We start from the raw sequence: 22,115 nt of genomic DNA, 5'->3' as shown, positions 1-22,115 counted from the left end.
ATGTCGAGACGGGTAAAATGACGGCGCGCGCGGCCGCTATGGCCGACATATCGTCCTGTGCTGACTGCACGATCCGCAGCGGCGCGATTTGCGCCGGCCTGGGCGGTGATACGCTGCACGAATTTTTCAGGCGTGGCCGTCGCGTCAAGCTGGAGCGCGGGCAAACCCTGATGTGGGAAGGCGATGCCGCGCCGGTGGTGGGCAGCGTGCGGCGCGGCCTTTTGAAATTGACCAGCATGTTGAGCGACGGGCGCGAGCAGATTCTGGGGCTGGCCCTGCCGGGGGATTTCGTCGGCCGGCCGTTCGGCGGGCGAGCGACGAGCACGGTCACGGCGCTTACCGAAACCAGCCTGTGCGTGTTCCCGCGTGCGGTGTTCGACGCCTTCGTCGCTGACCATCCCGAGTTGCAGCACGAATTGCTGCTCCATACGCTCGACGCACTCGATCATGCCCGGCGCTGGATGATCCTGCTGGCGCGCAAATCGGCCGGCGAGCGCGTCGCGAGCTTCCTGCTCGAAATGGCGGACCGGGCCGGCGTCGCCGATGGCGAGCCCGCCGAGATCGTGCTCTCGCGGCAGCAAATGGCTGACTTCCTGGGGCTGACGATCGAGACGGTAAGCCGCAAGCTCACCTTGCTGCGCCAGAGCCGGGCGGTGCGGCTGCCCGATCTCAAGAGCTTCGTCATTCTCAACCGGGCGGCACTGAGCGACGCGGCCGGCGGCGAGGACCGGCTGGCCGCCTGATCGCCCCCCTGCCCCATCCGGATTTATCCGTAGGCCCTTGATTTGACGGCGGACAAAGCATTCGCAGGCGCCGCCACGCACACTCCTGAATACAACAACAGGAGTATTCACATGAAGACCATCTTGCTCGGCACCGCCGCACTGATCGCTGCCGCCATGGCGACGCCGGCGGCGGCGCAGGATCGCACCGGGCTGGCATCGGGCGATGTCCTGCTGCGGCTGCGCGGCATTGTCGTTGCCCCCAACGAATCCTCCGGCGGGATCAATCCGACCTTCCCGACCGAGCACGTCAAGGTCAACAATGCGGTCATGCCCGAAATCGACGTCACCTATATGGCGACCGATGCGATCGGTTTCGAGCTGATTGCATCGACCACCAAGCACAACGCCTCGGGCACCAGCGGCACGACCGGATCGATCGGCAAGCTCGCCTCGACCTGGGTGCTGCCGCCGACGCTGACCGCGCAATATCACTTCAACGCGCACGGGCACATGCGGCCGTATCTCGGCGCCGGCATCAACTACACGGTGTTCTGGAACGAGAAGGCGTCGAAGGGTCTCGAAGCCGCGGTCGGGCCGACCAAAGTGCACATGTCGGACAGCTTCGGCTGGGCGGCGCAGGCGGGCGTCGATGTCGACATCAGCCCCAAGGTGTTCGTCAATCTCGACGTCAAATATATCGATTTACGGACGACCGCGCGGCTCGACACCACCGCACTGGGCACCGAGCGCGTGCGCGTGCATCTCGATCCGCTGGTGTTCGGCGTCGGCGTCGGGCTGCGGCTCTGACCCTACCCTCTCCTCGCCTCGGGCCGGCAGCGATGCCGGCCTTTTTTTGGCGCAACGGTCAGACTGCGCTGCTGAAGCGCCGGCCCTCGTCGCCGCGATAGGCATCGAACGTGGCGGCGATCACGCGGGCATAAGGCAAGGCGTGATCGACGATCGACAGCGTGTCGCCGGTCCAAGTCGCCAGTCCCTCGGCCACGAACGGCGCCAGCCGGTCGCGGATCGTGGCGAGGCCGGGGATGCCGGCAAGATCGGCACGCCCCCCGGCCAGCAGCGCCTCGATCGCGCGGCCGCGCCGGCGATCCTCGGCGGTGCGCCGGATGCCGCGCGCGGTGGCGAAGCGGCCGGCGCCGATCGCCATGTGGTAGCGGCCGGTATTCTTCTCGTTCTGCAGCAGCGCGCCGGGAAACTGGCTGATCGCGCTGGCGCCGAGGCCGATCAGCACTTCGGCCCGATCCTCAGTAAAACCCTGGAAATTGCGGCGCAGCGTGCCCGAGGCGGCGGCTTGCGCCAAAGCATCGCCGGGGAGCGCGAAATGATCGAAGCCGACCGCGCGATAGCCGGCGGACGTCACCAGCCAGTGCGCGAGCGCGGCCTGGCGGAACCGGGCGCGCGCATCGGGCAGCGCCGTCGCGTCGATGCGGCGCTGGCGCGGCACGAGGTGAGGCACATGCGCATAGCCGAAGATCGCGAACCGATCTGGCGCCATCGCCAGGCTGGCCTCGATGGTGGCGGCGAGCGCGTCCTCGCTCTGGCCGGGGAGACCGTACATCAGGTCGACATTGATCGAGCCGACGCCCGCCTCGCGCATCAGCGTCACGGCGCGGCGGATGTCGTCGACCGGCTGGACCCGGCCGATCGCCGCCTGCAGCGCGGGATCGAGCGTCTGCACGCCAAGGCTGGCGCGCGACACGCCAGCGCGGGCGAGTGCGGCCGCCCAATCACGCGTGAAACCGCGCGGATCGATCTCGACCGAGATGACCGCGTCATCGCAGGCGAAGGCGGTGCGGACGCGGTCGGCGAGTCGTTCGAAGGCGGCGGGCGCAATCGCATTGGGGCTGCCGCCGCCGAAGGCGATGCGGCAGATCCGCCCGCGACCGCCCAGCCGCGTCGCGACCAGCGCGATCTCCTCCTCGAGCCGGTCGAGATAGGCGGTCAGGCGGCTCGTGCGGTTGGCCGCCCCGGTGTTGCAGCCGCAATACCAGCAGATCGCCTGGCAATAGGGAATGTGAAGGTAGAGCGAGACCGGCGTGTCGTCGGCGATCGTATCGAGCGACCGCGCCATGTCGTCCGATGTCACGGCATCGGTGAACTCGGCCGCCGTCGGGTAGCTGGTGTAGCGCGGCACGGGCCGGGCGAGCAGATCGGGATGATAGGGCCACATCGGATGGTGCGCCTCGGTCGGGTGTCCGGGCGTCGTTGGAGACGGCGGCGCCCGGACGGGGTCATCAATCGCGGACGGTGCGATCCTCGAGCGGGTCGCTGTGGAATTCGTGCCACATGCCATTCAAGATACCGAAGCCGACGGCGAGGCCGACGCCGAGGATCCAGGCGAAATACCACATGATCGGTGCTCCTTAATAGAAATCGGGGTTCATGCGGACCTGCTCGTCGGTCACGCGGCCGAACATCACGCGATACGCCCAGGCGGTGTAGACAAGCACGATCGGCAGGAAGATCACCGTCACCAGCAGCATGATGAACAGCGTCCCCTGGCTCGACGAGGCGTTCCAGGCGGTGAGGCTGGAAGCCGGATCGATCGAGCTCGGCAGGATGAACGGGAACATCGACAGGCCGACCGTCGCGATGATGCCCACCGTCGCCAGCGACGAGCCGGTGAACACGATCATGTCGCGGCCACTGCGGATGCCGAACAAGGCAATCGCCGGGCCGAGCAGGCCGAGCGCGGGCGCGATCAGCATCCACGGATGCGCGCCGTAATTGTCGAGCCATGCGCCAGCGGCGTGGACGGCGCCGGTCAGGTGCGGGTTGGATGGGCCGTTGGGATCGGCGACGGCGGCGAGGCGGTAGCCCATGTCGCCATAAGCGACGAACGCGCCGCCAATCAGGAACAGCACGATCGCAGCGATCGCGGCGATCTGTCCCCAGGCGCGGGCGCGGTCATGCACTACGCCCTCGGCCTTGAGGCTCAGCCAGCCGGCGCCGTGCAGCACCAGCATCGCCACCGACAACAATCCGGTGATCAGTGTGAACGGGGTGAACAGGCCGAGCAGCGTGCCCTCGTAGAAAGAGCGCAAATCGCTATCGAGTCGGAAGGGGGCGCCCGCCAGCACGTTGCCGACCGCGACCCCGAACACCAGTGCCGGCACGAACCCGCCGACGAACAGCGCCCAGTCCCAGCGGCTACGCCATTTGGCGTCGGGCTTCTTGGAGCGGTATTTGAAGCCAACCGGCCGCAGGATCAGCGCCGCCAGCACCAGGAACATCGCCAGGTAAAAGCCCGAAAAGCTGACCGCATAGACGAACGGCCAGGCCGCGAAGATCGCGCCACCGCCGAGGATGAACCACACCTGGTTGCCTTCCCAGGTCGCGCCGATCGTGTTGATCACCATGCGGCGTTCCTCGTCGGTGCGGGCGATCCATGGGAGCAGGGCGGCAGTGCCGAGATCGAAGCCGTCGGTCAGCGCGAAGCCGATCAGCAGCACGCCGAGCAGCGCCCACCAGATGATCCGGAGCGTTTCGTAGTCGAAAGGAATGGTCATCATTTGTGTCCTTGGCTCTGGCTCATTCGGCCGGGACGGCGAAATGCGGGTTGGGCTCGGGCGAGCGCGGCGTCGGATCGTGGCGCGGCTGCCACGGCGTGTAGGTTTCCGGGCCGTGGCGGATCGTCGCCAGCATCAGCCGCACCTCGATCACCGCCATGATGCCGTAGATCAGCGTGAAGCCGGCGATCGTCGTCCATAGCTGCGCGACCGTCAGGCTGGACGCGCCGAGGAAGGTCGGCAGCACGCCGTCGACCGCCCATGGTTGGCGCCCGATCTCGGCAACCGCCCAGCCGATCTCCGCGGCGAGCCAGGGGAAAGGAATGGCGATTACCGCCAGCCGCAGGAACCAGCGCCGGTCGAAGCGGCGGATGGTCGAGAAGTAGAAGGCGGCGGCAAAGAACGCGATGAAAGCGAAACCCAACCCGGCCATGCCGCGGAACAGGAAGAACAAGGCGGGCACGTTGGGCACTGTCGACCAGGCGGCCTTGTCGATCGTCGCAGCGTCAGCGGTGCGCGGATCGGCGACATAGCGCTTCAGCAGTAGTGCGTAGCCGAGGTCGTTCTTGGCCCGCTCGAACTCGGCGCGTGCGGCGACATCGTTGGGGTTGACCTTGAGCTTCTCGACGCCGTCATAAGCGGTGAGGCCGTTTTCGATCCGCAGCTTCGCCTTGGCGACCAGCGGGAAGATTCCCTCGACTTGCCCGGTCAGGCTGCGCGTGCCGATCAGGCCGAGCACATAGGGCACCTTGACCTGATAGAGCGTGTCGCGACCTTCGTAGCGCGGAATGCCGAACACGGTGATGCCCGCCGGCGCCGGCTCGGTGTGCCACTCGGCCTCGATCGCGGCGAGTTTCATCTTCTGGTTATCGGTAAGCGCATAACCGCTCTCGTCACCGAGCACCACGACCGACAGCGAGGCGGCCAGCCCGAACGCGGCCGCCACGGTGAAGCTGCGCCTGGCAAGCTCGAGATGGCGGCCCTTGAGCAGGTAGAAGGCCGAGACGCCAAGCACGAACACGCTGGCGGTGACGTAGCCTGCGCTTACCGTGTGAACGAACTTGGCCTGTGCGACGGGATTGAACACGACGTCGTAGAAATTGGTCACTTCCATCCGCATTGTCGCCGGATCGAAGGCGGCGCCGGCCGGGTGCTGCATCCAGCCATTGGCGATCAGGATCCACAGCGCCGACAGGTTCGAGCCAAGCGCAACCATGAAGGTGGTGAGCAGATGCCCGCGCTTCGACAGGCGATCCCAGCCGAAGAACATGATGCCGACGAAGGTCGCCTCGAGGAAGAAGGCCATCAGCCCTTCGATTGCCAGCGGGGCGCCGAAGATGTCGCCGACATAATGCGAGTAATAGGACCAGTTGGTCCCGAACTCGAATTCCATCGTCAGGCCGGTGGCGACGCCGAGCACGAAATTGATGCCGAACAGCTTGGCCCAAAAGCGGGTGATGTCGCGCCAGATCGGACGATCGGTCATCACGTACACGCTTTCCATGATGACGAGCATGAACGACAGGCCGAGCGTCAGCGGCACGAACAGAAAATGGTAGAGCGCAGTGAGTGCAAATTGCAGCCGCGATAGCTCGACAACAGCGAAGTCGGTCATGACAAACCCTCATTCCGATGCGACAACGAGCGCCAAGCGCTTGTTCGCAATGAGCGATCTTTCTAGGCAAAGCCCTACGCCCCGCCTTGACGAAAATCAAGAGTTATAATTACAAGATATAGAATATTGAGAAATCGAACTCGCACTTTTTGGTTCTGGCTGCTCGACGTCGCAGGCGCGGCGGTGTTCGCGCTCGGCGTCGCTTACGGAGTGAGCGCGCTGGTCGGCGCGCAGCGGCCCGAATGGCCGGCGATCGTCGCGCTGATCGTCGGGCCGATGCTGCGCGGCGCCGGCGTGTATGGGGTCCATGCGGTGGCGATCCGCGAAGCGCAGGCGGCGGCAATCGACTGGCGACGGCGGCTGTTTCCCGGGCTGCTCGGCGGGCGCACCGGGCGCGCCCTGCTCGCCGGCGAAAGCGCGACGCTGGCGATCGACCATGTCGCCGCGATCGAGGCTTATGGCGCGCGCTTCACGCCCGCACGGGCGAGCGCGGTGATCGGGCCGATCGTCGTCGCCGCCATCACCGCGGTGGCGAGCTGGGTGGCGGCGCTGATCATGCTCGGCACGATGCTGCCGTTCGTGATCGGCATGATCCTGGCGGGCAGCGCGGCGCGGCGCGCGTCGGAACGCCAGCTCGCCGCGCTCGAAACCTTGTCCGGGTTGTTCGTCGATCGTGTCCGGCATCTGCCGCTGATCCGCCATTTCGGCGCCGAGGAACGGATCGCCCGGCAGGTGACCGCAGCGACCCGCGAAGTGGCGCAGCGGACGATCGCGGTGCTGCGCGCGGCGTTCCTGTCGGGCGGCGTGCTCGAATTCTTCGCCGCGCTCGCGGTGGCGCTAATCGCGGTCTATTGCGGCTTCGCGCTGCTTCACATGCTGCCCTTCGCGCCGCCCGAGCATCTGACGCTCGAACGCGCCTTCTTTGCACTCGCGATGGCACCCGAATTCTATCTGCCGATGCGGCGGCTGGCGGCGGCCTATCACGAGAAGCGGTTGGGCGAGGCAGCGAGCGAGGCACTGACGCAGGCCTTGCCCGATGCGCCCGTTGCCGAGGTCCAGCCCGCGCGCTTCGACGGCCTGCGGGTGGCCGGGCTGGCGATCGACTGGCCGGGTACAAGGATCGGGCCGCTGAGCTTCGCCCTCGACCCGCACGACTTCGTCGCGCTGACCGGGCCGACCGGCAGCGGCAAGACCAGCACGCTGGCGGCGATCGCCGGGCAAGTGACCGACATCGCCGGCGCGATCACCACGGCAGGCGGCGGCGCGCTCGACCCCGCCGACATCGCCTGGGCGGCGCAGCGCCCGCTGCTGCTGCCCGGCACGCTCGGCGAGAATATCGCCCTCGCCGCGCCCGATGCGACACCCGACAGAATTGCCGCGGTTGCCGAGCGCGTTGGGCTCGGCCCGCTGATGGCGGCGCGCGGCGGGCTCGCTCTGGTGCTCGATCATCGCGGCTCGGGGCTGTCGGGCGGCGAGCGGCGGCGCGTCGGGCTGGCACGGGCGCTGCTGTCGGGGCGGCCGCTGCTGATCTGCGACGAGCCGACCGCCGATCTCGACGCCGACAGCGCCGCCGACATCATCGCGCTGCTCGCGGCCGTCTCGCGCGAGCGTGCGGTTCTGGTCGCGACGCACGACCCGGATCTGATCGCCGCCGCCCGGATCGAGGTGGCACTATGAGCGGGCGCAAGCTGTTCGGCCACGAGCTGACTCCAGAGATCCGCCGCTTTATCCGGCTCGCGGCGCTCGCGGCGACGGTCGCGGCGGTGTCGTCGATCCTGTTGCTGGCGATCTCTGGCTGGTTCCTCACCGCTGCGGCGATCGCTGGCGCGGCGGGATCGGTCGCCGCCTATGCGTTCAACTATCTGATCCCCAGCGCGACGATCCGGCTGCTCGCGATCCTGCGCACCGTCTCGCGCTACGGCGAGCGGCTATGGTCGCACGAGGCCGCGCTGCTGGCGATGGCGGGGCTGCGCGGGCGGCTGTTCGAGCGGCTCGCGGCACAGGACAGCCGCACCGCGCCGAACCTCTCGGGCGGCGACGCCAGCGCACGGCTGATCGGCGATATCGACGCGCTCGAAGACCTGATCGTCCGCCGGCCGACGTTGCTGGCGAGCCTGATCGGCGCGGCAACCGGAGTGGCCATCGCCGCCTTTGCCGGCTGGCGCGCAGCAGTGATGCTGCTGGTGCTGCTCGCGGCGCTGCCGGTCAGCCTGCGCGCGCTGGCGACGCGGCTGACGCGCGAGCCGGCGCGCGAGGCGGCGGAGGCGCTAGGGGCGCTCCGCGCACGCTATGTAGATTATGCCGAAGCGCGCGCCGAAATCGTTGCTTACGGCCTCGCCGCGCGGGTCGAGCAGGATCTCGCCGCGATCGCCGCCGATCTCGACCGCGCCAATGCCCGGTTGTTCTGCGGCGAAGGCGCGATCGCCGCGTTGCTGGCCGTCTATGCCGGGATCACCGCAGCGCTGGTGCTGGCGACCGCAACGGCATCGGCGCCGCGCGTCGCGCTGGCGCTGCTCGCGTCGGTCTCGGCGATCGAGGCGATGGCGGCCTGGGCGCGCACCGCGCTGCGCCAGGCGCGCGTCGAGGCGGGGTTGCGCCGGCTTGCCGATCTCGAGGCGCTGCCGATGGCGCCGCCTGCACCCGCGCCGTCAGAGGCCGCCGCGTTGTCGCTGACAATCGGCGGCGAGCACCTCGCCCCCGGCGCGCGGATCGCGATCACCGGGCGATCAGGATCGGGCAAGACCTTGTTGCTGCAGAGCCTCGCCGGCTCGCGGCCGGACCTGTTCGACCTCGCGATCGGCAGGGAACCGATCGACACCGTCTCCGCCGCGACGATCCGCGCCCAGGTCGCATTGTCGCCGCAGGACGCGCCGATGATCGCCGGGTCGATCGCCGACAATCTGCGCGTCGCACGGCCCGGCGTCGACGCGGACGCGATGTGGCAGGCGCTGCACGTCGCATGCCTCGACGAGCGGCTGCACGCCGCGCCCGACGGGCTCGACACCGCGCTCGGCGAGGCCGGCGGCACCCTGTCGGGTGGCGAGCGCAAGCGGCTGTCGCTCGCCCGCGCGCTGCTCGCGCGTCGCCCGTGGCTGCTGCTCGACGAGCCGACCGAAGGCCTCGACGCCGCCACCGAGGCGCTGCTGGTCGAGCGGCTCGGCGGTTGGCTGCGCGACACCGGCACAGGGCTGGTCCTGGTCTCGCACCGCCGCGCGCCGCTGGCGCTGGCGACCCGTTCCATCGCCATCGGTGACGTGCCGCGACTTCAGGGCCGCATGTCGTCCATGCCGGCGACGGCGCGCAAGGCATAAGCGGCGACCAGCAGATTGCCTTGCGCGGCGATGCGGCCGCTTTCGGCGTCGATCGCTTCGCGCTCGGCATCGAGTAGCGCGAGCTGCGGCTTGGCACCCGATTGCACTTCGAGCCTGGTGCTGTGCAGCGCGCTTTGAGTTGCCGTCGCGCGCGCCTCGGCAGCGGTCAGCACCGCGCGGGCGGCGCGCACCACCTCGAAGCCCTGCGTCGCCTGCTGCTCGATCGCGTCGCGCGCCGCCTGATAGTCGCCTTCGCTGGCGCTGAGATCGGCCTCGGCGCCGCGCTGCCTGGCGCTCGCCTGGCCGCCGGAGAACAGCTTCCAATGCAGGCGCAGGCCGGCGCTGGCGCTGTCCGCCTTGTAGCCGGGGAAGAACTGGTCGCGCACGCTCGACGCCTGCGCATAGGCGCTCAGCATCGGCAGGCGATCGGCGCGCGCCGCCGATACGCCGGCGCGCGCCGATTTGACCATCGCATCGGCCTGGGCGAGCTGCGGATTGTGCGCGATCGCCTGCGCGACGGCGGCGTCGATGCTCGCCGGCACCGCGGGTGGGCCGGGCAAGGCGGCGTCGGGCGTCACCGGCGCGCCGGTCAGCGTCTTCAAGCGCGTCAGCGCCGATTGCTGGTCGCCCTCCGCGCCCGCGAGCCCGGCTTGCGCTTCGGCGAGCCGCGCCTCGGCCTGGGCAACATCGGTCGAGGTGCCGTCGCCGGCGGTGAACTTGAGCTTGGCCTGGCGTACCGTCTCGGTCAGCGCATCGACCAGCTTGGCGTAGCTCGCCATCCGCTCGCCGGCGCCGAGCGCATCGGCATAGGCCTTCACCGTCTGAACGCGAAGCGCGAGGCGCGCGGCATCGAGCGCATAGCCCGCGGCGGCGCGGCCGCCCTCGGCCTGCCGCTCGGCCGCGCCCAGCCGGCCGCCGGTGAACAGCGGCAGCTCGGCGTCGAGCGCGGCCGAGCGCGGCGTGACGTCGGCGGCGGCGAGATTGAAGAAGCCCTGCGGGTCGATCCGGCCATAGCCGACCTGCCCGTCGAGGCTGACCTGCGGCAGCCGCGCGCCGCGCGCTTCGTCGACCTTGGCGGCAGCGGCATCGGCGCGCGCGCGTGCGGCGGCAAGCGTCGGCGAATGCGCCAGTGCCGCGTCGATCACGGCATCGAGCGATTGCGCGCTCGCGGGTGTAGAAAGCATGGCCCCGACGAGCAGGGTGACGAGGGTCAAGCGTCGCATCGATGGACTCAGCGGAACGCGCAACCCGCCCGCACGCCCAGCGCGCGGAACAGCATCGCCGCCGGGCAGAAGCCAGTGATGCTCGCTTGCAGCATGTTGAGCCCGGCGAAGATGGTGAGCGCGAGCCACCACGGGCTCATCGTCACCGACAGAATGGCGCTGACCAGCACCACCGTTCCCGCAAATGCCATGACGGCACGATCGAGGTTCATCGTCCACCCTCCTCAGTCGAAGCGCAGTTTCTTGATGCCGAGCGCGTGCAGCGCGAGCTTTTCGTAGAAGGGCTCGCTCTCACCGCGGCGGATCTTGCGCAGGAAATATTTCTCGAAGCCGATCTTGGCCAAATGCACCCACTTGCCTTCCGACGCCCAGTTGGTGTTGCGCGGCGGGATTTGCGGCTTGGCGACGAAGGCAACGCCGCCGTCGCCGAAATCGGCGAGGCAGATTGCGTTCCAAGTCGCCTCATTGGTCGGCTCCTTGCCGTCGAGTATCTCTTTGAGGTTCTGCGCGATCGCGGTGACCATGCTCTCGATCATGAAGCCGGTCTTGGGCACGCCGACAGGCAGCGGCGTCGGCCCGGTCGGCGGGATGGCGATGCACACCCCAAGCCCGAAGACGTTGGGATAAGTCGGGTTGCGCTGGTGCTTGTCGGTCAGGATGAAGCCGCGCGGGTTGGACAGTCCCTCGACTCCCATCACCGCCTCGACGCCGCGGAACGGCGGCATCAGCATGCCCCAGCCGAACGGCAGGTCATGCGTTTTCTTCGTCGAGCCGTCGTCATTGACCTCCTCGACGTGGAGCATGCCGTCGTCGACCGAGGTCACCTTGGCGTTGGTGATCCACTTGATGTGGCGATCGCGCATCTCGCTTTCGAGCAGGCCCTTGGTATCGCCGACGCCGTCGAGACCGAGGTGGCCGATATAGGGCTCCGGCGTGACGAAGGTCATCGGCACCTTGTCGCGGATCTGGCGGCGTTTGAGCTCGGTATCGAGAAGCATCGCCATCTCGTAAGCGGGGCCATAACAGGACGCACCTTGCGTGGCGCCGACGACGATCGGCCGCGGATCGGCGCACAATTGCTCGAAGCGTTCGTGCGCGGCGACTGCGTGGTCGGTCTGGCAGATCGATACGGTGTTGCGCTCCGGCCCGAAGCCCTCGATCTCGTCGAAGGCAAGTTCGGGGCCGGTGGCGATTACCAGATAATCATAATCGATAAACGAGCCATCATTGAGCTCGAGCCGATTCGCCTCGGGATGGACCTTGCGCGCACCGACGCCGGTGAAATCGATGCCGCGCTTGCGCATGATCGGCGGCAAGTGGACGCGCAGCGCCTCGCCCTCGCGCCAGCCGACCGCGACCCAGGGATTGGACGGGACGAACCAATAGTCCTCACCCTTGTTGACAACGGTGATCTTCGCCTGGTCCTTCAGTGCCTCGCGGATTTCATAAGCGGCGATCGTGCCACCCAATCCGGCCCCGAGGATGACGACGTTCGCAACGCTCATAGCAGCCCTCCATCAATTTCAACTTGATGTATATTGTGAAATCACTATATGTGCAAGCGGCAAATCAGCCGATGAGGTGCACATGTTTGGTTTCGGTTCGAAATCCGCGGTCAATGAACTCGATCCGCGAGCGCTGGACGCGATGATCCGGGGCGGCGACGCGATCGTGGTCGACGTCCGCGAAAGCTCGGAATTTGCCTCGGGCCATATTCCCGGCGCCATCAATCAACCCCTGTCCAGCTTCGATCCGGCGGCATTGCCGGCGGCGCCGGGCAAGACGGTCGTGCTCGTCTGTGCGGGCGGCAAGCGCTCGGCGATGGCGCTCGACAAATGTGCGCGCGCCGCGGCTGCGGTCGATACGCACTTACACGGAGGGATGGCGGCGTGGATGCAGGCTAATCTGCCCACCCAACGCTGAGGAGGGCATCGATGTCGGGGGATCGCAAGCGACTAGCATGGGGGACGCTTGCCGCGGCGGCATTGCTCGCCGGGTGCGGCAGCGACAAGCCGGCGCCGCAGCCGAGCCAGGCCGCGCGCAGGCCGGTGTTCACCGTGCAGACGGTCGATGCGCCGAGTTGGAAATCGGTGAGTGCTGAGGTGTCGACGGTCGATCAGGCGCAGGCGATCGCGCGCATCCCCGGCATCCTGTCGACGCTAACCGTCAAGGACGGCGATTATGTGAGGAAAGGCCAGGTGATCGGCCGCATCGTCGATAGCCAGCTCGGTTACCAGAGCGGCGCTTACGGCGCCCAGGCGGCGGCCGCTCAGGCGCAGGCAGCGCAGGCGCAAGCCGATCTCTCGCGCACCAAATTCCTCTACGACAACGGCGTCTATGCCAAGGCGCGGCTCGAACAGGCACAGGCCGCAGCCAGCGCGGCAGCGGCGCAGGTGCGCGCGGCGCGCCAGCAGCAATCGGCGGTGCAGGCGGTGGCCGGGCAAGGCGCGGTGCTGGCGCCCTCGACCGGCCGGGTGCTTCATGCCGACGTGCCCGCAGGATCGGCGGTGGCGCCCGGCATGTCGATTGCCACGATCACGTCCGGACCGGTGGTGCTCAAGCTCGATCTGCCCGAATCGCTGGTCGGCAAGGTCCATGTCGGATCGGCGGTCGTCGCCACTGGCCTTGACGGCGATGGCCGTGACCAGCGCGGCACGGTGACGAAGGTCTATCCGTCGGTCGATTCCGGTCAGGTCCGCGCGGACGTTACCATATCGGGGCTCGACGGCACGCTGATCGGCCGCCGCGTCGCGGCCAAAGTCGAGGCTGGGACGCACCCGGCGCTGCTGGTGCCCGCCAAATACGTTACGACGCGCTTTGGCATCGATTATGTCGATGTGCGCGGCGCCAGGGGTGCGGTCGCCACCGTGCCGGCGCAGACCGCGCCGTCGATGGAGGCCGGCAAGGTCGAGATCCTGTCGGGCGTATCGGCGGGCGACCGGCTCGTCCTCGGGTCGGGCCAATGAGCCTCGGCATTTCGGGGCGCCTGACCAAGGCGACGATCAATTCCCCGCTGACGCCGCTGTTCCTACTCGCCGCGATCCTGGTCGGGATCATCGCGACGATGACCATCCCGCGCGAGGAAGAGCCGCAGATCAAGGTGCCGATGGTCGACATCCAGGTCGCCGCACCGGGCCTGTCGGCGCAGGATGCGGTCGAGCTGGTCGGCAAGCCGCTGGAGACGATCGTCAAGTCGGTGAACGGCGTCGAGCACGTCTATACGCAGGCCGAGGACAACGGGGTGATGGTCACCGCGCGGTTCATGGTCGGTTCCGATCCCGACAATGCCGCGATCCGCATCAACGAGAAGATCGACGCCAATATCGATCGCATCCCGGTCGGCATCCCGCCGCCCAAGGTGACAGTGCGCGGCATCAACGACGTGCCGATCGTCACGCTGGCGCTGACGCCAAAGCCGGGCGCGCCGGGCACCTGGACCGCGCAATCGCTGACCGAGCTTGCCGGGCGGCTGCGCACCGAGCTTGCCAAGGTCGATAATGTCGGGCTGACCTTCATCACCGGCAGCCAGCAGCAGGTGATTCGCATCGCCCCCGATCCGGCGAAGCTGGCGCAATATCGCGTGCCGCTGTCGAGCGTGATCGACGCCGCCTCGCAGGCCAATCGCAGCTTCCCGGTTGGCACCGTGCGCGAGAATGGCGAGGCGACCAGCGTCATCGCCGGCCAGACGCTCGAGTCGGCCGACGAAGTGGGCGCGCTGATCGTGCGGTCGGTCGCGGGCGCGCCGGTCTATCTGCGCGACGTTGCCAGCGTCAGCGAAGGGCCGACGCAAGATCAGGCGCGCTCGTGGCGCTGGTCGCGCGACGACGGCCAGTGGCACATGGCACCCGCCGTCAGCATCGCCATCGCCAAGCGCGCCGGCGCCAATGCCGTCACTGTGTCGGAGGACGTGCTGAAACGCGTGGACTCGCTCAAGGGGACGCTGATCCCCCATAGCGTGCGGGTGTCGGTGACGCGCAATTACGGCCACACCGCCGATGAGAAGGCCAACGAGCTGCTGTTCCACCTCGCGCTCGCCACCATTTCGATCGTCGTCCTGATCGGCTTCGCAATCGGCTGGCGCGAGGCGGGGGTGACCGCGATCGTCATCCCGACGACGATCCTGCTGACCATGTTCGCCTCTCGCGTGATGGGCTTCACGATCAACCGTGTCAGCCTGTTCGCGCTCATTTTCTCGATCGGCATCCTGGTCGACGACGCGATCGTGATGATCGAGAATATCGCCCGCCATTGGGCGATGAAGGACGATCGCAGCCGCGTGCAGGCGGCGATCGACGCGGTCGCCGAGGTCGGCAACCCGACGATCGTCGCGACGATGACGGTGGTCGCCGCTCTGCTGCCGATGCTGTTCGTATCGGGGATGATGGGGCCGTACATGGCGCCGATCCCGATCAACGCATCGGCGGCGATGGTATTCTCGTTCTTCGTCGCGGTGATTATCGCGCCGTGGCTGATGGTGCGCTTCGCCCGCTCGGCGCTGATGGCGGCGCACGAGCACGAGGACACGCATGGCGGCAAGCTCGGCACGCTCTACGCGCGCGTCGCCTCGCGCGTGATCGCGACTAAGCGCAGCGCGCGGACCTTCCTGATCGCGGTGGGCGTGGCGACGATCGTGGCGTGCTCGATGTTCTACTTCAAGGCGGTGACGGTGAAGCTGCTGCCGTTCGACAACAAGTCGGAGCTGCAACTGGTCGTCGACATGCCCGAAGGGACCAGCCTGGAGGCGACCTCGCGCGTGCTCGAACAGGCCGCCGCGGTGACGCGTCAGGTGCCCGAGGTCGAGGCGATGGAGGCCTATGCCGGCACCTCGGCGCCGTTCAATTTCAACGGACTCGTCCGCCATTACTTCCTGCGCGACAAGCCATGGATGGGCGACCTGATGGTGACGCTGGCGCCCAAGGGCGATCGCTCGCGCGAGAGCCACGCGATCGCAGTCGATCTGCGAAAGCGGCTGGCGTCGATTCCGTTGCCACCTGATGGCTCGATCAAGGTCGTCGAAACGCCGCCCGGGCCGCCGGTGCTGGCAACCCTGCTCGCCGAGATCTACGGGCCGAACGAGGCGGTGCGCCGGGCGACCGCGCTGCAGATCGAGACAATTTTCAAGTCGGTGCCCTACATCGTCGATGTCGACAACAGCTTCGGCGTGCCGCAGCCCGAATTGCGGCTGATCCCCGATCGCGACAAGCTCGATCATTACGGGCTCTCTGAACGCCAGGTCTATGACAGCATCGGCGCGCTGCTCGGCGATCAGACGGTCGGCTATGCGCCGCAGGGGCAAGGGCGCGATCCGCTGCCGATCCAGATCACGCTCGACCAGAACCAGCGCAGTTGGTCGCAGTCGCTCGCCGCGACGCCGGTCGCGGTGGCGCAGGGCGCGGGCGGGCCGCAACTGATCGAGCTGGGGCAGGTGGTCGATGCGACGCAGACGAAGGGCGGGCAGACGATGTTCCGCCGCGACGGCCGCGGCGCGACGATGGTCACCGCCGAGCTTGCCGGGCGCTACGAGGCGCCGATCTACGGCATGCTCGCGGTCGACCGCGCGATCGGCCAGTTCGACTGGAAGGCGCACGGCCTCGAAAAGCCGGCGATCAGCCTGCATGGCCAGCCCGAGGATGAATCGCACACCACCTTGCTGTGGGACGGCGAGTGGGAGATCACCTGGGTCACCTTCCGCGACATGGGCGCGGCGTTCATGGTGGCGCTGCTCGGCATTTACGTGCTGGTCGTCGGGCAGTTCAAGAGCTTCAAGTTACCGCTTGTCATCCTGACGCCGATCCCGCTGACGCTTGTCGGCATCGTGCTGGGCCACATGCTGTTCGGCGCACCGTTCACCGCGACCTCGATGATCGGGTTCATCGCGCTGGCCGGCATCATCGTGCGGAACTCGATCCTGCTGGTGGATTTCATCCGTCATGCGAGGAGCGAGGACAAATCGTTGCGCGACACCCTGCTCGAGGCGGGCATGATCCGCTTCAAGCCGATCGTGCTGACCGCGGCCGCCGCGATGATCGGGGCGGCGGTGATCCTGACCGACCCGATCTTCCAGGGGCTGGCGATCTCGCTGCTGTTCGGTCTGGCCTCGTCGACCTTGCTGACGGTGCTGGTCATCCCGGCGATCTACGTCGTACTGCGCGACGATGGCCGACCGTTGACGAAGGAAATTGCATGACCCCCGCCATGCCGATGGACCAGATGCGCGAGACCGCGACCGGGCTTGCCGCGACGCTGAAGGCGCTGGCGCATCGCGACCGGCTGCTGCTGCTGTGCCGGTTGTCGGCGGGCGAAGCGTCGGTCGGCGAACTGAGCGAGGCGTCGGGATTGCGCCAGGCGGCGGTGTCGCAGCATCTCGCGGTGCTGCGCGAGGCGGGCGCGGTGGCGGCGCGCACCGACCAGCAATCGCGCATCTATTCGATCAGCGACCCGCAGGTTGAACGGATGTTCGAGGCGCTGTGCACGATCTGCACGGAGGAGATGACATGAGCGACGCGATGGTCGTCTGCCCGGCATGCGGCGCACTCAACCGGGTGCCTGAGGCGCGGCTGGCCGACGCGCCGACCTGCGGGCGCTGCCACGCCGCGTTGTTTACCGGCAAGCCCGTCGCTGCTGACAGCGCGCTGTTCGACAAGCTGGTTGGCAAGGGCAGTCTGCCGGTGCTGGTCGATTTCTGGGCGGCGTGGTGCGGCCCGTGCCGGATGATGGCGCCGGCGTTCGAGACGGCGGCAAGGCAGCTCGAACCGCGCGTGCGCCTCGCCAAGCTCGATACCGAGGCGGCGCCGGATATCGCCGCGCGCTATGCGATCCGATCGATCCCGACGCTGATCCTGTTCAGGCAGGGCCGCGAAGTCGCCCGCCAATCGGGCGTGATGAGCGCCGAGGCAATCGCCGCCTGGGTGCGGAGGGCGCTCTGAACGCGGACGACGGTCGCGGCACCGCTAGATGTTTATGCGGACGGCCGTGCTTCAAGAATATCGCGCGCCCGCGTCGTTAACGTCTGCGCTCAAGCAGCAGGTCGAACGGCGCTTCCTCGATCAACATGTCGGCCAGGCTACCGCGCAACGCCAGACCGAGCCCGGTGCGACCATGCGTCACCGCGACAACGAGGTCGCCGTGAAATTGCGCCCAAGCCCGCGCGATCACCGCCACCGGATCGCCGCGCTGCGCCACGGCGTGAACGGTGCAAGCAATGTCGCGGCGCTGGCCGAGCACGTGACTGACCATGGCTTCGATATCGTTCTGCGCCGCGTTCTGGATCGAACAGTCGTCGCCATCGGCCGCGACCAGCTGCGACACCGTCGGCAGGAAGGCGTGAACGGCAAACACTGTGTCCGCCGACGACATCGTCGTGGCAAGCGCGAGCGTTTCGCGGCCGAGCGTTTCGTCCTCGATCGCGGCGACGATGCGCCGATAGGGCCGATCGGCAACATTGCGGGCGACGAGCACCGGCCGCCCGGTATGGCGGACGAGGTTTTCCACCGTGGTACCGAACAATTCGTCGCCCCACCGCATCGGGCCATGACCGCCGACGACGATCAGATCGGCATGAACACGAGCAGCTTCGGCCGCGATCGCGTCCGACGGGCGGCCACTTCCCAGCCGCGTGGTGATCGCGCGGATGCAGGGATGCCGCCGGGTCTGCGTGGCGGCGAGTTCCTCTAACTCCTCGGCGAGCAGCGCCCGGTCCGCCGCGTGCATGGCGCGTCGTGCAACGTGGAAAATCACCAGGTCAGCGCAATGCTGTTCGGCGATCAGGCACGCGCGCGCCAAAGCGGGCGTCGCCGCTTGCGAGAGATCGCTTGCGATCAGGATCGTCTGCATCGGCCAGACCTATCTGCTTGGTTGCGCCAGCGCGTTGATCAGCACCCAGATGTCTGGCGCCGCGCTAAAGACAATCCGCGCGAGCGCGATCGCCCCGGCGATCACGGCGAGCCCGGCAAGCGCCTCAGGCGGCGACGGTATGACGCGCATTGTCCTGATCCGCTGAAACGCCGCGCGCGCTGCGATGACGGCCATCGAGCGTGATTCGTAGCGGGAGATCGAGAGCGACGACGGTGCCGACCCCGGCACTGCTGCGCCAATGTAACCGTCCATGAACGTCTGTCAGCCAGCGTTCGATGCGCGGCAAGCCGTGGGGGCGGCCATCTGCGGCACCGATCGACGGCCAGCGCGGCCGGGCGACACCATGACCATCATCGGCGATCAGCAGCCAGGCGCGCGCGCCGACGCGGCGCGTCCGAATGATGACGCGGCCGCTGACGTCGAGCGCGCGTCGGGCGTTGAGTGCGAGCTCGATCACGGCGCTATCGACTTCATGTTCGTCGGCCGCCAGCGGCAGCGGATCGGCGCACAGATCGAGCGTCAGCCGTGCGCCAAGGCCGAGCACCATGGCAAGCGCCGGCTGGAGATCGGCGATTGCCGAATTGAGATCGAGGCGCCGCGGCGTCTCGCGGCTCGCACGCACCAGTGCCGCGCGAACGATATCGGCACCGCAGGCCGCAGCACGGTCGATCGCATGAAGGAGCAACGCCTGTTCGTCTGATCGCGCGCGATCCTGCAACACATGCGCACCCGATGAAATGACCGCGAAGAGGTTGCCCAGATCGTGGACGTAATCGTGAATGCGGACGTCATCGCGCGGCGGTGTCTTGATCGGCGCGGAATGCATGGTGATCTTCCTTTCCAGCCGTACAGATCGCGCCGCTGGCAAGCACGCACCATGCGCAATTTTCCGGAGGCGGCTCGCCAGGTTCGCACCGGATAAGGGAAATTGCGGATCGATCATCACACCCTGCTGAGCGAAGGAGATACTGCGACCCGAGGGCTCTTTATGAGCCCTACCTGGCCCGGCGGTTCAGGCTGCCGGGCCCGTTTTTTTCTGTCGTCGGGTTGGGGTGCCCGATCGACGGGCTCGATTCGATCGAGTTCGTCAGGCTCCCGCCGCGCCTTTACCAGGTAGGTCGGCGATCAACGTACGCTCGACTGGGTCAGGCTCGTCTCGCGGCGCCCAGCGCTTCATCTTTGGCTCCGCTGATAACGGGTATCCAACAGCGGGGCCCATCGATGATTAGGGTCCTGACCCTAGGCAAAGCCCGCGTTGTGGTACGCAACCGCGTCGCTGCCGCGAACTTACAATAATTTACACCGGAACAGGGCGATATAGTGCTATAAAACAATACGCAAGATGACCTGTACAACAGAAGATCGCAACAAAAATATCAGTGGATACTATTCCTCGGGTCGCACGTATTTGAGCGATACAATATTTCGCCCTCTTGGGGAATTGTCTTAATTTTATGCGATCGGGGGGCAGGATAATTGCTGCGGCGCAAAGTGCGTCGCAAGGCGCTCGTCGCGAAACGCGCAAGCATGTTGCAGCGCGCCCGTCGGTTGTTTCCGACGAGCGACCACATCGGCTTCTTTATTTGTCGGTCCGGGCCAAATTCGCGCTCGCACTGCTCCTTGCCTGCCTCTGGACAGCGCTGAGCATTTGGCTCTCCGAGCGTTGGGTGCACGATCTGGCTACCGTCACAGACTGGCCATTTGCGCTAATCACAATCGCTTTCATCGCCTACGTGCCCGGCTTCATGAACGCCTTTCTGATCGTCACGCTGCTGCTCGATCGCCGCCCCCCGTTGCGGCCGGTCGCCGCCTTCCCCGGCGTCACCATCCTCGTCGCCCCCTATAATGAAGCGGCAGCCATCCGTGATACTTTGTCCAGCATCGCCAGGCTTGACTATGCCGGTCCGGTCGAAGTCCTGATCCTCAACGACGGTTCGACCGACGACACCGCGGCAATCGTGGCACAGACACTCGATACGATCGAGCCGCCGTCGCAAATGACGCTTCGCCCGTGCGATTTCACAGTCAATCGAGGCAAATCCGCCGTACTGAACGATGGCTTGCGGCTCGCCGCGCACGATTTGATCGTGACTATTGACGGCGATTGCTGGATGCGGCCGGACGCGCTCCGCAATATCGTCGCGCGGTTGCTTTCCGATCCCGCGAATACCCAGGCGATCGCCGGTGCGGTGATGGTTCGCAATTCGCGGACCAATCTGCTGACACGCGCGCAGGAGTGGGACTATTTTCACGGCATCGCCGCCGTCAAGCGCATGCAGGCGATGTACCACGGCACGCTCGTCGCCCAAGGCGCGTTTTCGCTTTATCGGCGCGCGGCGCTGGAACAGGTGGGCGGCTGGCCCGAATGCGTCGGCGAGGACATCGTCGTGTCCTGGGCCTTGCTCGCGCAGGGCTATCGCATCGGCTACGCGGCAAATGCTTTCGCCTTCACCAACGTGCCGGAGCGGATGCGGGTCTTCGCGCTGCAGCGAAAACGCTGGTCGCGCGGGCTGATGGAAGCCTTCAAGCATCACTGGCGGCTGCTGTTCCGGCCGCGGCTGACGCTGCTGTTCATCTGGTGGAATGTCTGCTTCCTGCCGCTGGACCTGGTCTATACGTTCGTCTTCATCCCCGGGCTGATGCTCGCCTGCCTGGGCTATTTCTATATCGCCGGCCCGCTGACGCTGGCGGTGCTGCCGCTCGCGGCGCTGTGGAACGGGATCATCTTTCGCATCCAGCGCAGCGTGTTTCGCGACGAGCAACTGCGTGTTCGCCGGAACCCCATGGGGTTTCTCTTCTACGCGCTGGCTTACAGCCTGCTGATGCAGCCGGTGTGCGTGTGGGGATATGTCGTTGAATTGATGGGAATGAGAAAATCGTGGGATACCAAGTGATGCGCGCCGGCGGGATCACCCTTCTCGGGCTCGCGGCATTGCTGCCCACGCCCGCTGCCGCCATGGACGATGCGGCCGCGCCAGCGACGGCCCCGGCGGCGGCACCGACCTCGCCAGGCGAGCCGGCCAATACGCATGCGGCCGGGCTCGATTTCTTCATGTCCACCGATGCCGATCATACCGACATCTATCGGGCGGGCCTGAACCTCGACATCGGCCATCGCGATTGGGATCGCTATTGGGGAGTCGCTGTCGAAAAGAGCTGGTATCGGCCGACCGGCAGCAAAACGACGAGCCGCGATCGCGTCTATCTGCGCTACGCCGACAAGAGCGACTCCTGGGCGTGGAACGGCCGGATCGGCACCGACGGCGACACCGTGCTGGGCTCGGCCGATATCCACAACAACGCCCGTTTCCGGCAGGAATATTTCATCGAGCGCGACATCGTCGAAACGCGCATGGGCCTCGACCGCGGCCTTTACTACACCTTCGCCGGCGCGGCGATCGACCTGCCGGCAGACGATCGCAACGTCCTGACGGTCGTCGCCGGTGCGCAGGCATTCAGCGGCAAGAACATGCGCCTGCATCTCCGGGCCAATTACGTGCATGTCCTCAAATCCGACTGGGGACTCAGCGCCCAAGTGCGAACCCGATATTTCTACAGCACGCATCCGCGCGAATATGATTATTACTCGCCGCGCTGGTACCTCCAGGCGGTGCCGGTATTGCAGCTGCGGCGATATTCGGGCGGCTGGCGTTACATGATCGCCGGCGGCATCGGCGCGCAGCGGGACGCGACGAGCGGATGGCAACCATCACGCTATCTCGCCGCCCAGGTTTCCAGTCCCTCGTTCGGGCGCAACTGGTTCCTGAAAGCCAATGCGGAATACAGCAACACCTCGCTGACGTCGGGCGTGTACGATTATCTGCAACTTTCGCTCTCGCTCACCAGGGCGTTCTAGCGTG

20 protein-coding genes are annotated in these 22,115 nt (G+C 66.9%); 11 read left to right on the top strand and 9 right to left on the bottom strand.

All coding sequences use genetic code 11. From position 1 onward, the window contains the following. The first annotated feature begins 38 nt into the window (after positions 1-38). Together K7G81_RS04585 and K7G81_RS04580 are read left to right on the top strand one after the other, a co-directional pair. Positions 39-743, top strand: coding sequence for a Crp/Fnr family transcriptional regulator (locus K7G81_RS04585; protein WP_255586614.1), 705 nt, complete (start codon positions 39-41; stop codon positions 741-743). 105 nt (positions 744-848) lie between these two features. Beyond that, on the top strand, positions 849-1,532 hold the full coding sequence (locus K7G81_RS04580; protein WP_223030109.1) for an OmpW/AlkL family protein: 684 nt from the start codon (positions 849-851) through the stop codon (positions 1,530-1,532). A gap of 58 nt (positions 1,533-1,590) precedes the next feature. On the opposite strand, the gene hemN is transcribed toward K7G81_RS04580, so the two are convergent. From hemN to K7G81_RS04560, 4 genes are all read right to left on the bottom strand, one after another. After that, entirely contained in the window at positions 1,591-2,913 is a 1,323-nt protein-coding gene (gene hemN, locus K7G81_RS04575; RefSeq protein WP_223029593.1) for an oxygen-independent coproporphyrinogen III oxidase, read from the bottom strand. A 64-nt stretch (positions 2,914-2,977) separates the two neighbouring features. Continuing rightward, a complete protein-coding gene (gene cydX, locus K7G81_RS04570) occupies positions 2,978-3,094 on the bottom strand; it encodes a cytochrome bd-I oxidase subunit CydX (RefSeq protein ID WP_223029592.1) in 117 nt (38 codons plus the stop codon). 12 nt (positions 3,095-3,106) lie between these two features. Beyond that, positions 3,107-4,252 carry a cytochrome d ubiquinol oxidase subunit II gene (gene cydB / locus K7G81_RS04565; RefSeq protein ID WP_223030108.1) on the bottom strand — a complete coding sequence of 382 codons (1,146 nt, stop codon included), beginning with the start codon at positions 4,250-4,252 and terminating at the stop codon, positions 3,107-3,109. A gap of 22 nt (positions 4,253-4,274) precedes the next feature. Then, the gene (locus tag K7G81_RS04560) at positions 4,275-5,867 is read right to left on the bottom strand and encodes a cytochrome ubiquinol oxidase subunit I (RefSeq protein ID WP_223029591.1); all 1,593 of its coding nucleotides are present in this window, start codon (positions 5,865-5,867) and stop codon (positions 4,275-4,277) included. 126 nt (positions 5,868-5,993) lie between these two features. On the opposite strand from K7G81_RS04560, the gene K7G81_RS04555 reads away from it, so the two are divergent. Both K7G81_RS04555 and K7G81_RS04550 read left to right on the top strand, forming a co-directional pair. Beyond that, positions 5,994-7,544: an ATP-binding cassette domain-containing protein gene (locus K7G81_RS04555; protein ID WP_223029590.1), complete on the top strand. Its 1,551-nt coding sequence runs from the start codon at positions 5,994-5,996 to the stop codon at positions 7,542-7,544. Further along, positions 7,541-9,178 carry an amino acid ABC transporter ATP-binding/permease protein gene (locus tag K7G81_RS04550; RefSeq protein WP_223029589.1) on the top strand — a complete coding sequence of 546 codons (1,638 nt, stop codon included), beginning with the start codon at positions 7,541-7,543 and terminating at the stop codon, positions 9,176-9,178. The genes K7G81_RS04555 and K7G81_RS04550 overlap by 4 nt, the downstream gene beginning before the upstream one ends. Here K7G81_RS04550 and K7G81_RS04545 read toward each other — a convergent pair. The 3 genes from K7G81_RS04545 to K7G81_RS04535 are packed head-to-tail and all read right to left on the bottom strand — an operon-like array spanning position 9,133 to position 11,906. Then, on the bottom strand, positions 9,133-10,401 hold the full coding sequence (locus tag K7G81_RS04545; protein ID WP_223029588.1) for a TolC family protein: 1,269 nt from the start codon (positions 10,399-10,401) through the stop codon (positions 9,133-9,135). The genes K7G81_RS04550 and K7G81_RS04545 overlap by 46 nt on opposite strands. Before the next feature lie 8 nt (positions 10,402-10,409). Continuing rightward, positions 10,410-10,613, bottom strand: a complete 204-nt coding sequence (locus tag K7G81_RS04540; protein ID WP_223029587.1) for a YgaP family membrane protein — start codon at positions 10,611-10,613, stop codon at positions 10,410-10,412. Positions 10,614-10,625: 12 nt separating this feature from the next. Beyond that, a complete protein-coding gene (locus K7G81_RS04535; protein WP_223029586.1) occupies positions 10,626-11,906 on the bottom strand; it encodes an NAD(P)/FAD-dependent oxidoreductase in 1,281 nt (426 codons plus the stop codon). On the opposite strand from K7G81_RS04535, the gene K7G81_RS04530 reads away from it, so the two are divergent. The 5 genes from K7G81_RS04530 to trxC are packed head-to-tail and all read left to right on the top strand — an operon-like array spanning position 11,884 to position 17,327. Then, a complete protein-coding gene (locus tag K7G81_RS04530) occupies positions 11,884-12,324 on the top strand; it encodes a rhodanese-like domain-containing protein (protein WP_369412034.1) in 441 nt (146 codons plus the stop codon). The two genes, K7G81_RS04535 and K7G81_RS04530, sit on opposite strands and share 23 nt — an antisense overlap. An 11-nt stretch (positions 12,325-12,335) precedes the next feature. Beyond that, positions 12,336-13,367 (top strand): efflux RND transporter periplasmic adaptor subunit, encoded by a 1,032-nt coding sequence (locus tag K7G81_RS04525; RefSeq protein ID WP_223029585.1) that lies wholly within the window; start codon positions 12,336-12,338, stop codon positions 13,365-13,367. Next, complete coding sequence (locus tag K7G81_RS04520) at positions 13,364-16,588, top strand: efflux RND transporter permease subunit (RefSeq protein WP_223029584.1); 3,225 nt, start codon at positions 13,364-13,366, stop codon at positions 16,586-16,588. Before K7G81_RS04525 ends, K7G81_RS04520 begins: the two co-directional genes overlap by 4 nt. After that, the gene (locus tag K7G81_RS04515; RefSeq protein ID WP_223029583.1) at positions 16,585-16,899 is read left to right on the top strand and encodes an ArsR/SmtB family transcription factor; all 315 of its coding nucleotides are present in this window, start codon (positions 16,585-16,587) and stop codon (positions 16,897-16,899) included. The genes K7G81_RS04520 and K7G81_RS04515 overlap by 4 nt, the downstream gene beginning before the upstream one ends. Then, on the top strand, positions 16,896-17,327 hold the full coding sequence (trxC, locus tag K7G81_RS04510) for a thioredoxin TrxC (RefSeq protein WP_223029582.1): 432 nt from the start codon (positions 16,896-16,898) through the stop codon (positions 17,325-17,327). Before K7G81_RS04515 ends, trxC begins: the two co-directional genes overlap by 4 nt. Before the next feature lie 76 nt (positions 17,328-17,403). On the opposite strand, the gene K7G81_RS04505 is transcribed toward trxC, so the two are convergent. Further along, complete coding sequence (locus K7G81_RS04505) at positions 17,404-18,234, bottom strand: universal stress protein (RefSeq protein ID WP_223029581.1); 831 nt, start codon at positions 18,232-18,234, stop codon at positions 17,404-17,406. A gap of 124 nt (positions 18,235-18,358) precedes the next feature. Next, positions 18,359-19,081, bottom strand: coding sequence for a sensor histidine kinase (locus K7G81_RS04500; protein ID WP_223029580.1), 723 nt, complete (start codon positions 19,079-19,081; stop codon positions 18,359-18,361). Positions 19,082-19,922: 841 nt separating this feature from the next. On the opposite strand from K7G81_RS04500, the gene K7G81_RS04495 reads away from it, so the two are divergent. Continuing rightward, on the top strand, positions 19,923-21,149 hold the full coding sequence (locus K7G81_RS04495) for a glycosyltransferase family 2 protein (protein ID WP_223029579.1): 1,227 nt from the start codon (positions 19,923-19,925) through the stop codon (positions 21,147-21,149). Beyond that, positions 21,134-22,111, top strand: a complete 978-nt coding sequence (locus tag K7G81_RS04490; protein ID WP_223029578.1) for a hypothetical protein — start codon at positions 21,134-21,136, stop codon at positions 22,109-22,111. The genes K7G81_RS04495 and K7G81_RS04490 overlap by 16 nt, the downstream gene beginning before the upstream one ends. The last annotated feature ends 4 nt before the right edge of the window (positions 22,112-22,115 follow it).

This window comes from Hephaestia mangrovi (genome assembly GCF_019880555.1).
GTDB classification, from domain to species: Bacteria; Pseudomonadota; Alphaproteobacteria; order Sphingomonadales; family Sphingomonadaceae; genus Sphingomonas; species Sphingomonas mangrovi.
The sequence above is the reverse complement of the archived record's forward strand: the minus strand, read 5'-3'. Positions and strand labels throughout refer to the sequence as shown.

What these genes read in the sequence shown, in the direction of transcription:
- K7G81_RS04540 (WP_223029587.1), bottom strand. Translation starts at nt 10,613, where the DNA reads ATGAACCTCGATCGTGCCGTCATGGCATTTGCGGGAACGGTGGTGCTG.
- K7G81_RS04520 (WP_223029584.1), top strand. Translation starts at nt 13,364, where the DNA reads ATGAGCCTCGGCATTTCGGGGCGCCTGACCAAGGCGACGATCAATTCC.
- K7G81_RS04535 (WP_223029586.1), bottom strand. Translation starts at nt 11,906, where the DNA reads ATGAGCGTTGCGAACGTCGTCATCCTCGGGGCCGGATTGGGTGGCACG.
- K7G81_RS04550 (WP_223029589.1), top strand. Translation starts at nt 7,541, where the DNA reads ATGAGCGGGCGCAAGCTGTTCGGCCACGAGCTGACTCCAGAGATCCGC.
- cydB (WP_223030108.1), bottom strand. Translation starts at nt 4,252, where the DNA reads ATGACCATTCCTTTCGACTACGAAACGCTCCGGATCATCTGGTGGGCG.
- cydX (WP_223029592.1), bottom strand. Translation starts at nt 3,094, where the DNA reads ATGTGGTATTTCGCCTGGATCCTCGGCGTCGGCCTCGCCGTCGGCTTC.
- K7G81_RS04545 (WP_223029588.1), bottom strand. Translation starts at nt 10,401, where the DNA reads ATGCGACGCTTGACCCTCGTCACCCTGCTCGTCGGGGCCATGCTTTCT.
- K7G81_RS04525 (WP_223029585.1), top strand. Translation starts at nt 12,336, where the DNA reads ATGTCGGGGGATCGCAAGCGACTAGCATGGGGGACGCTTGCCGCGGCG.
- K7G81_RS04585 (WP_255586614.1), top strand. Translation starts at nt 39, where the DNA reads ATGGCCGACATATCGTCCTGTGCTGACTGCACGATCCGCAGCGGCGCG.
- hemN (WP_223029593.1), bottom strand. Translation starts at nt 2,913, where the DNA reads ATGTGGCCCTATCATCCCGATCTGCTCGCCCGGCCCGTGCCGCGCTAC.
- K7G81_RS04560 (WP_223029591.1), bottom strand. Translation starts at nt 5,867, where the DNA reads ATGACCGACTTCGCTGTTGTCGAGCTATCGCGGCTGCAATTTGCACTC.
- trxC (WP_223029582.1), top strand. Translation starts at nt 16,896, where the DNA reads ATGAGCGACGCGATGGTCGTCTGCCCGGCATGCGGCGCACTCAACCGG.
- K7G81_RS04500 (WP_223029580.1), bottom strand. Translation starts at nt 19,081, where the DNA reads ATGCATTCCGCGCCGATCAAGACACCGCCGCGCGATGACGTCCGCATT.
- K7G81_RS04515 (WP_223029583.1), top strand. Translation starts at nt 16,585, where the DNA reads ATGACCCCCGCCATGCCGATGGACCAGATGCGCGAGACCGCGACCGGG.
- K7G81_RS04530 (WP_369412034.1), top strand. Translation starts at nt 11,884, where the DNA reads ATGACGACGTTCGCAACGCTCATAGCAGCCCTCCATCAATTTCAACTT.
- K7G81_RS04505 (WP_223029581.1), bottom strand. Translation starts at nt 18,234, where the DNA reads ATGCAGACGATCCTGATCGCAAGCGATCTCTCGCAAGCGGCGACGCCC.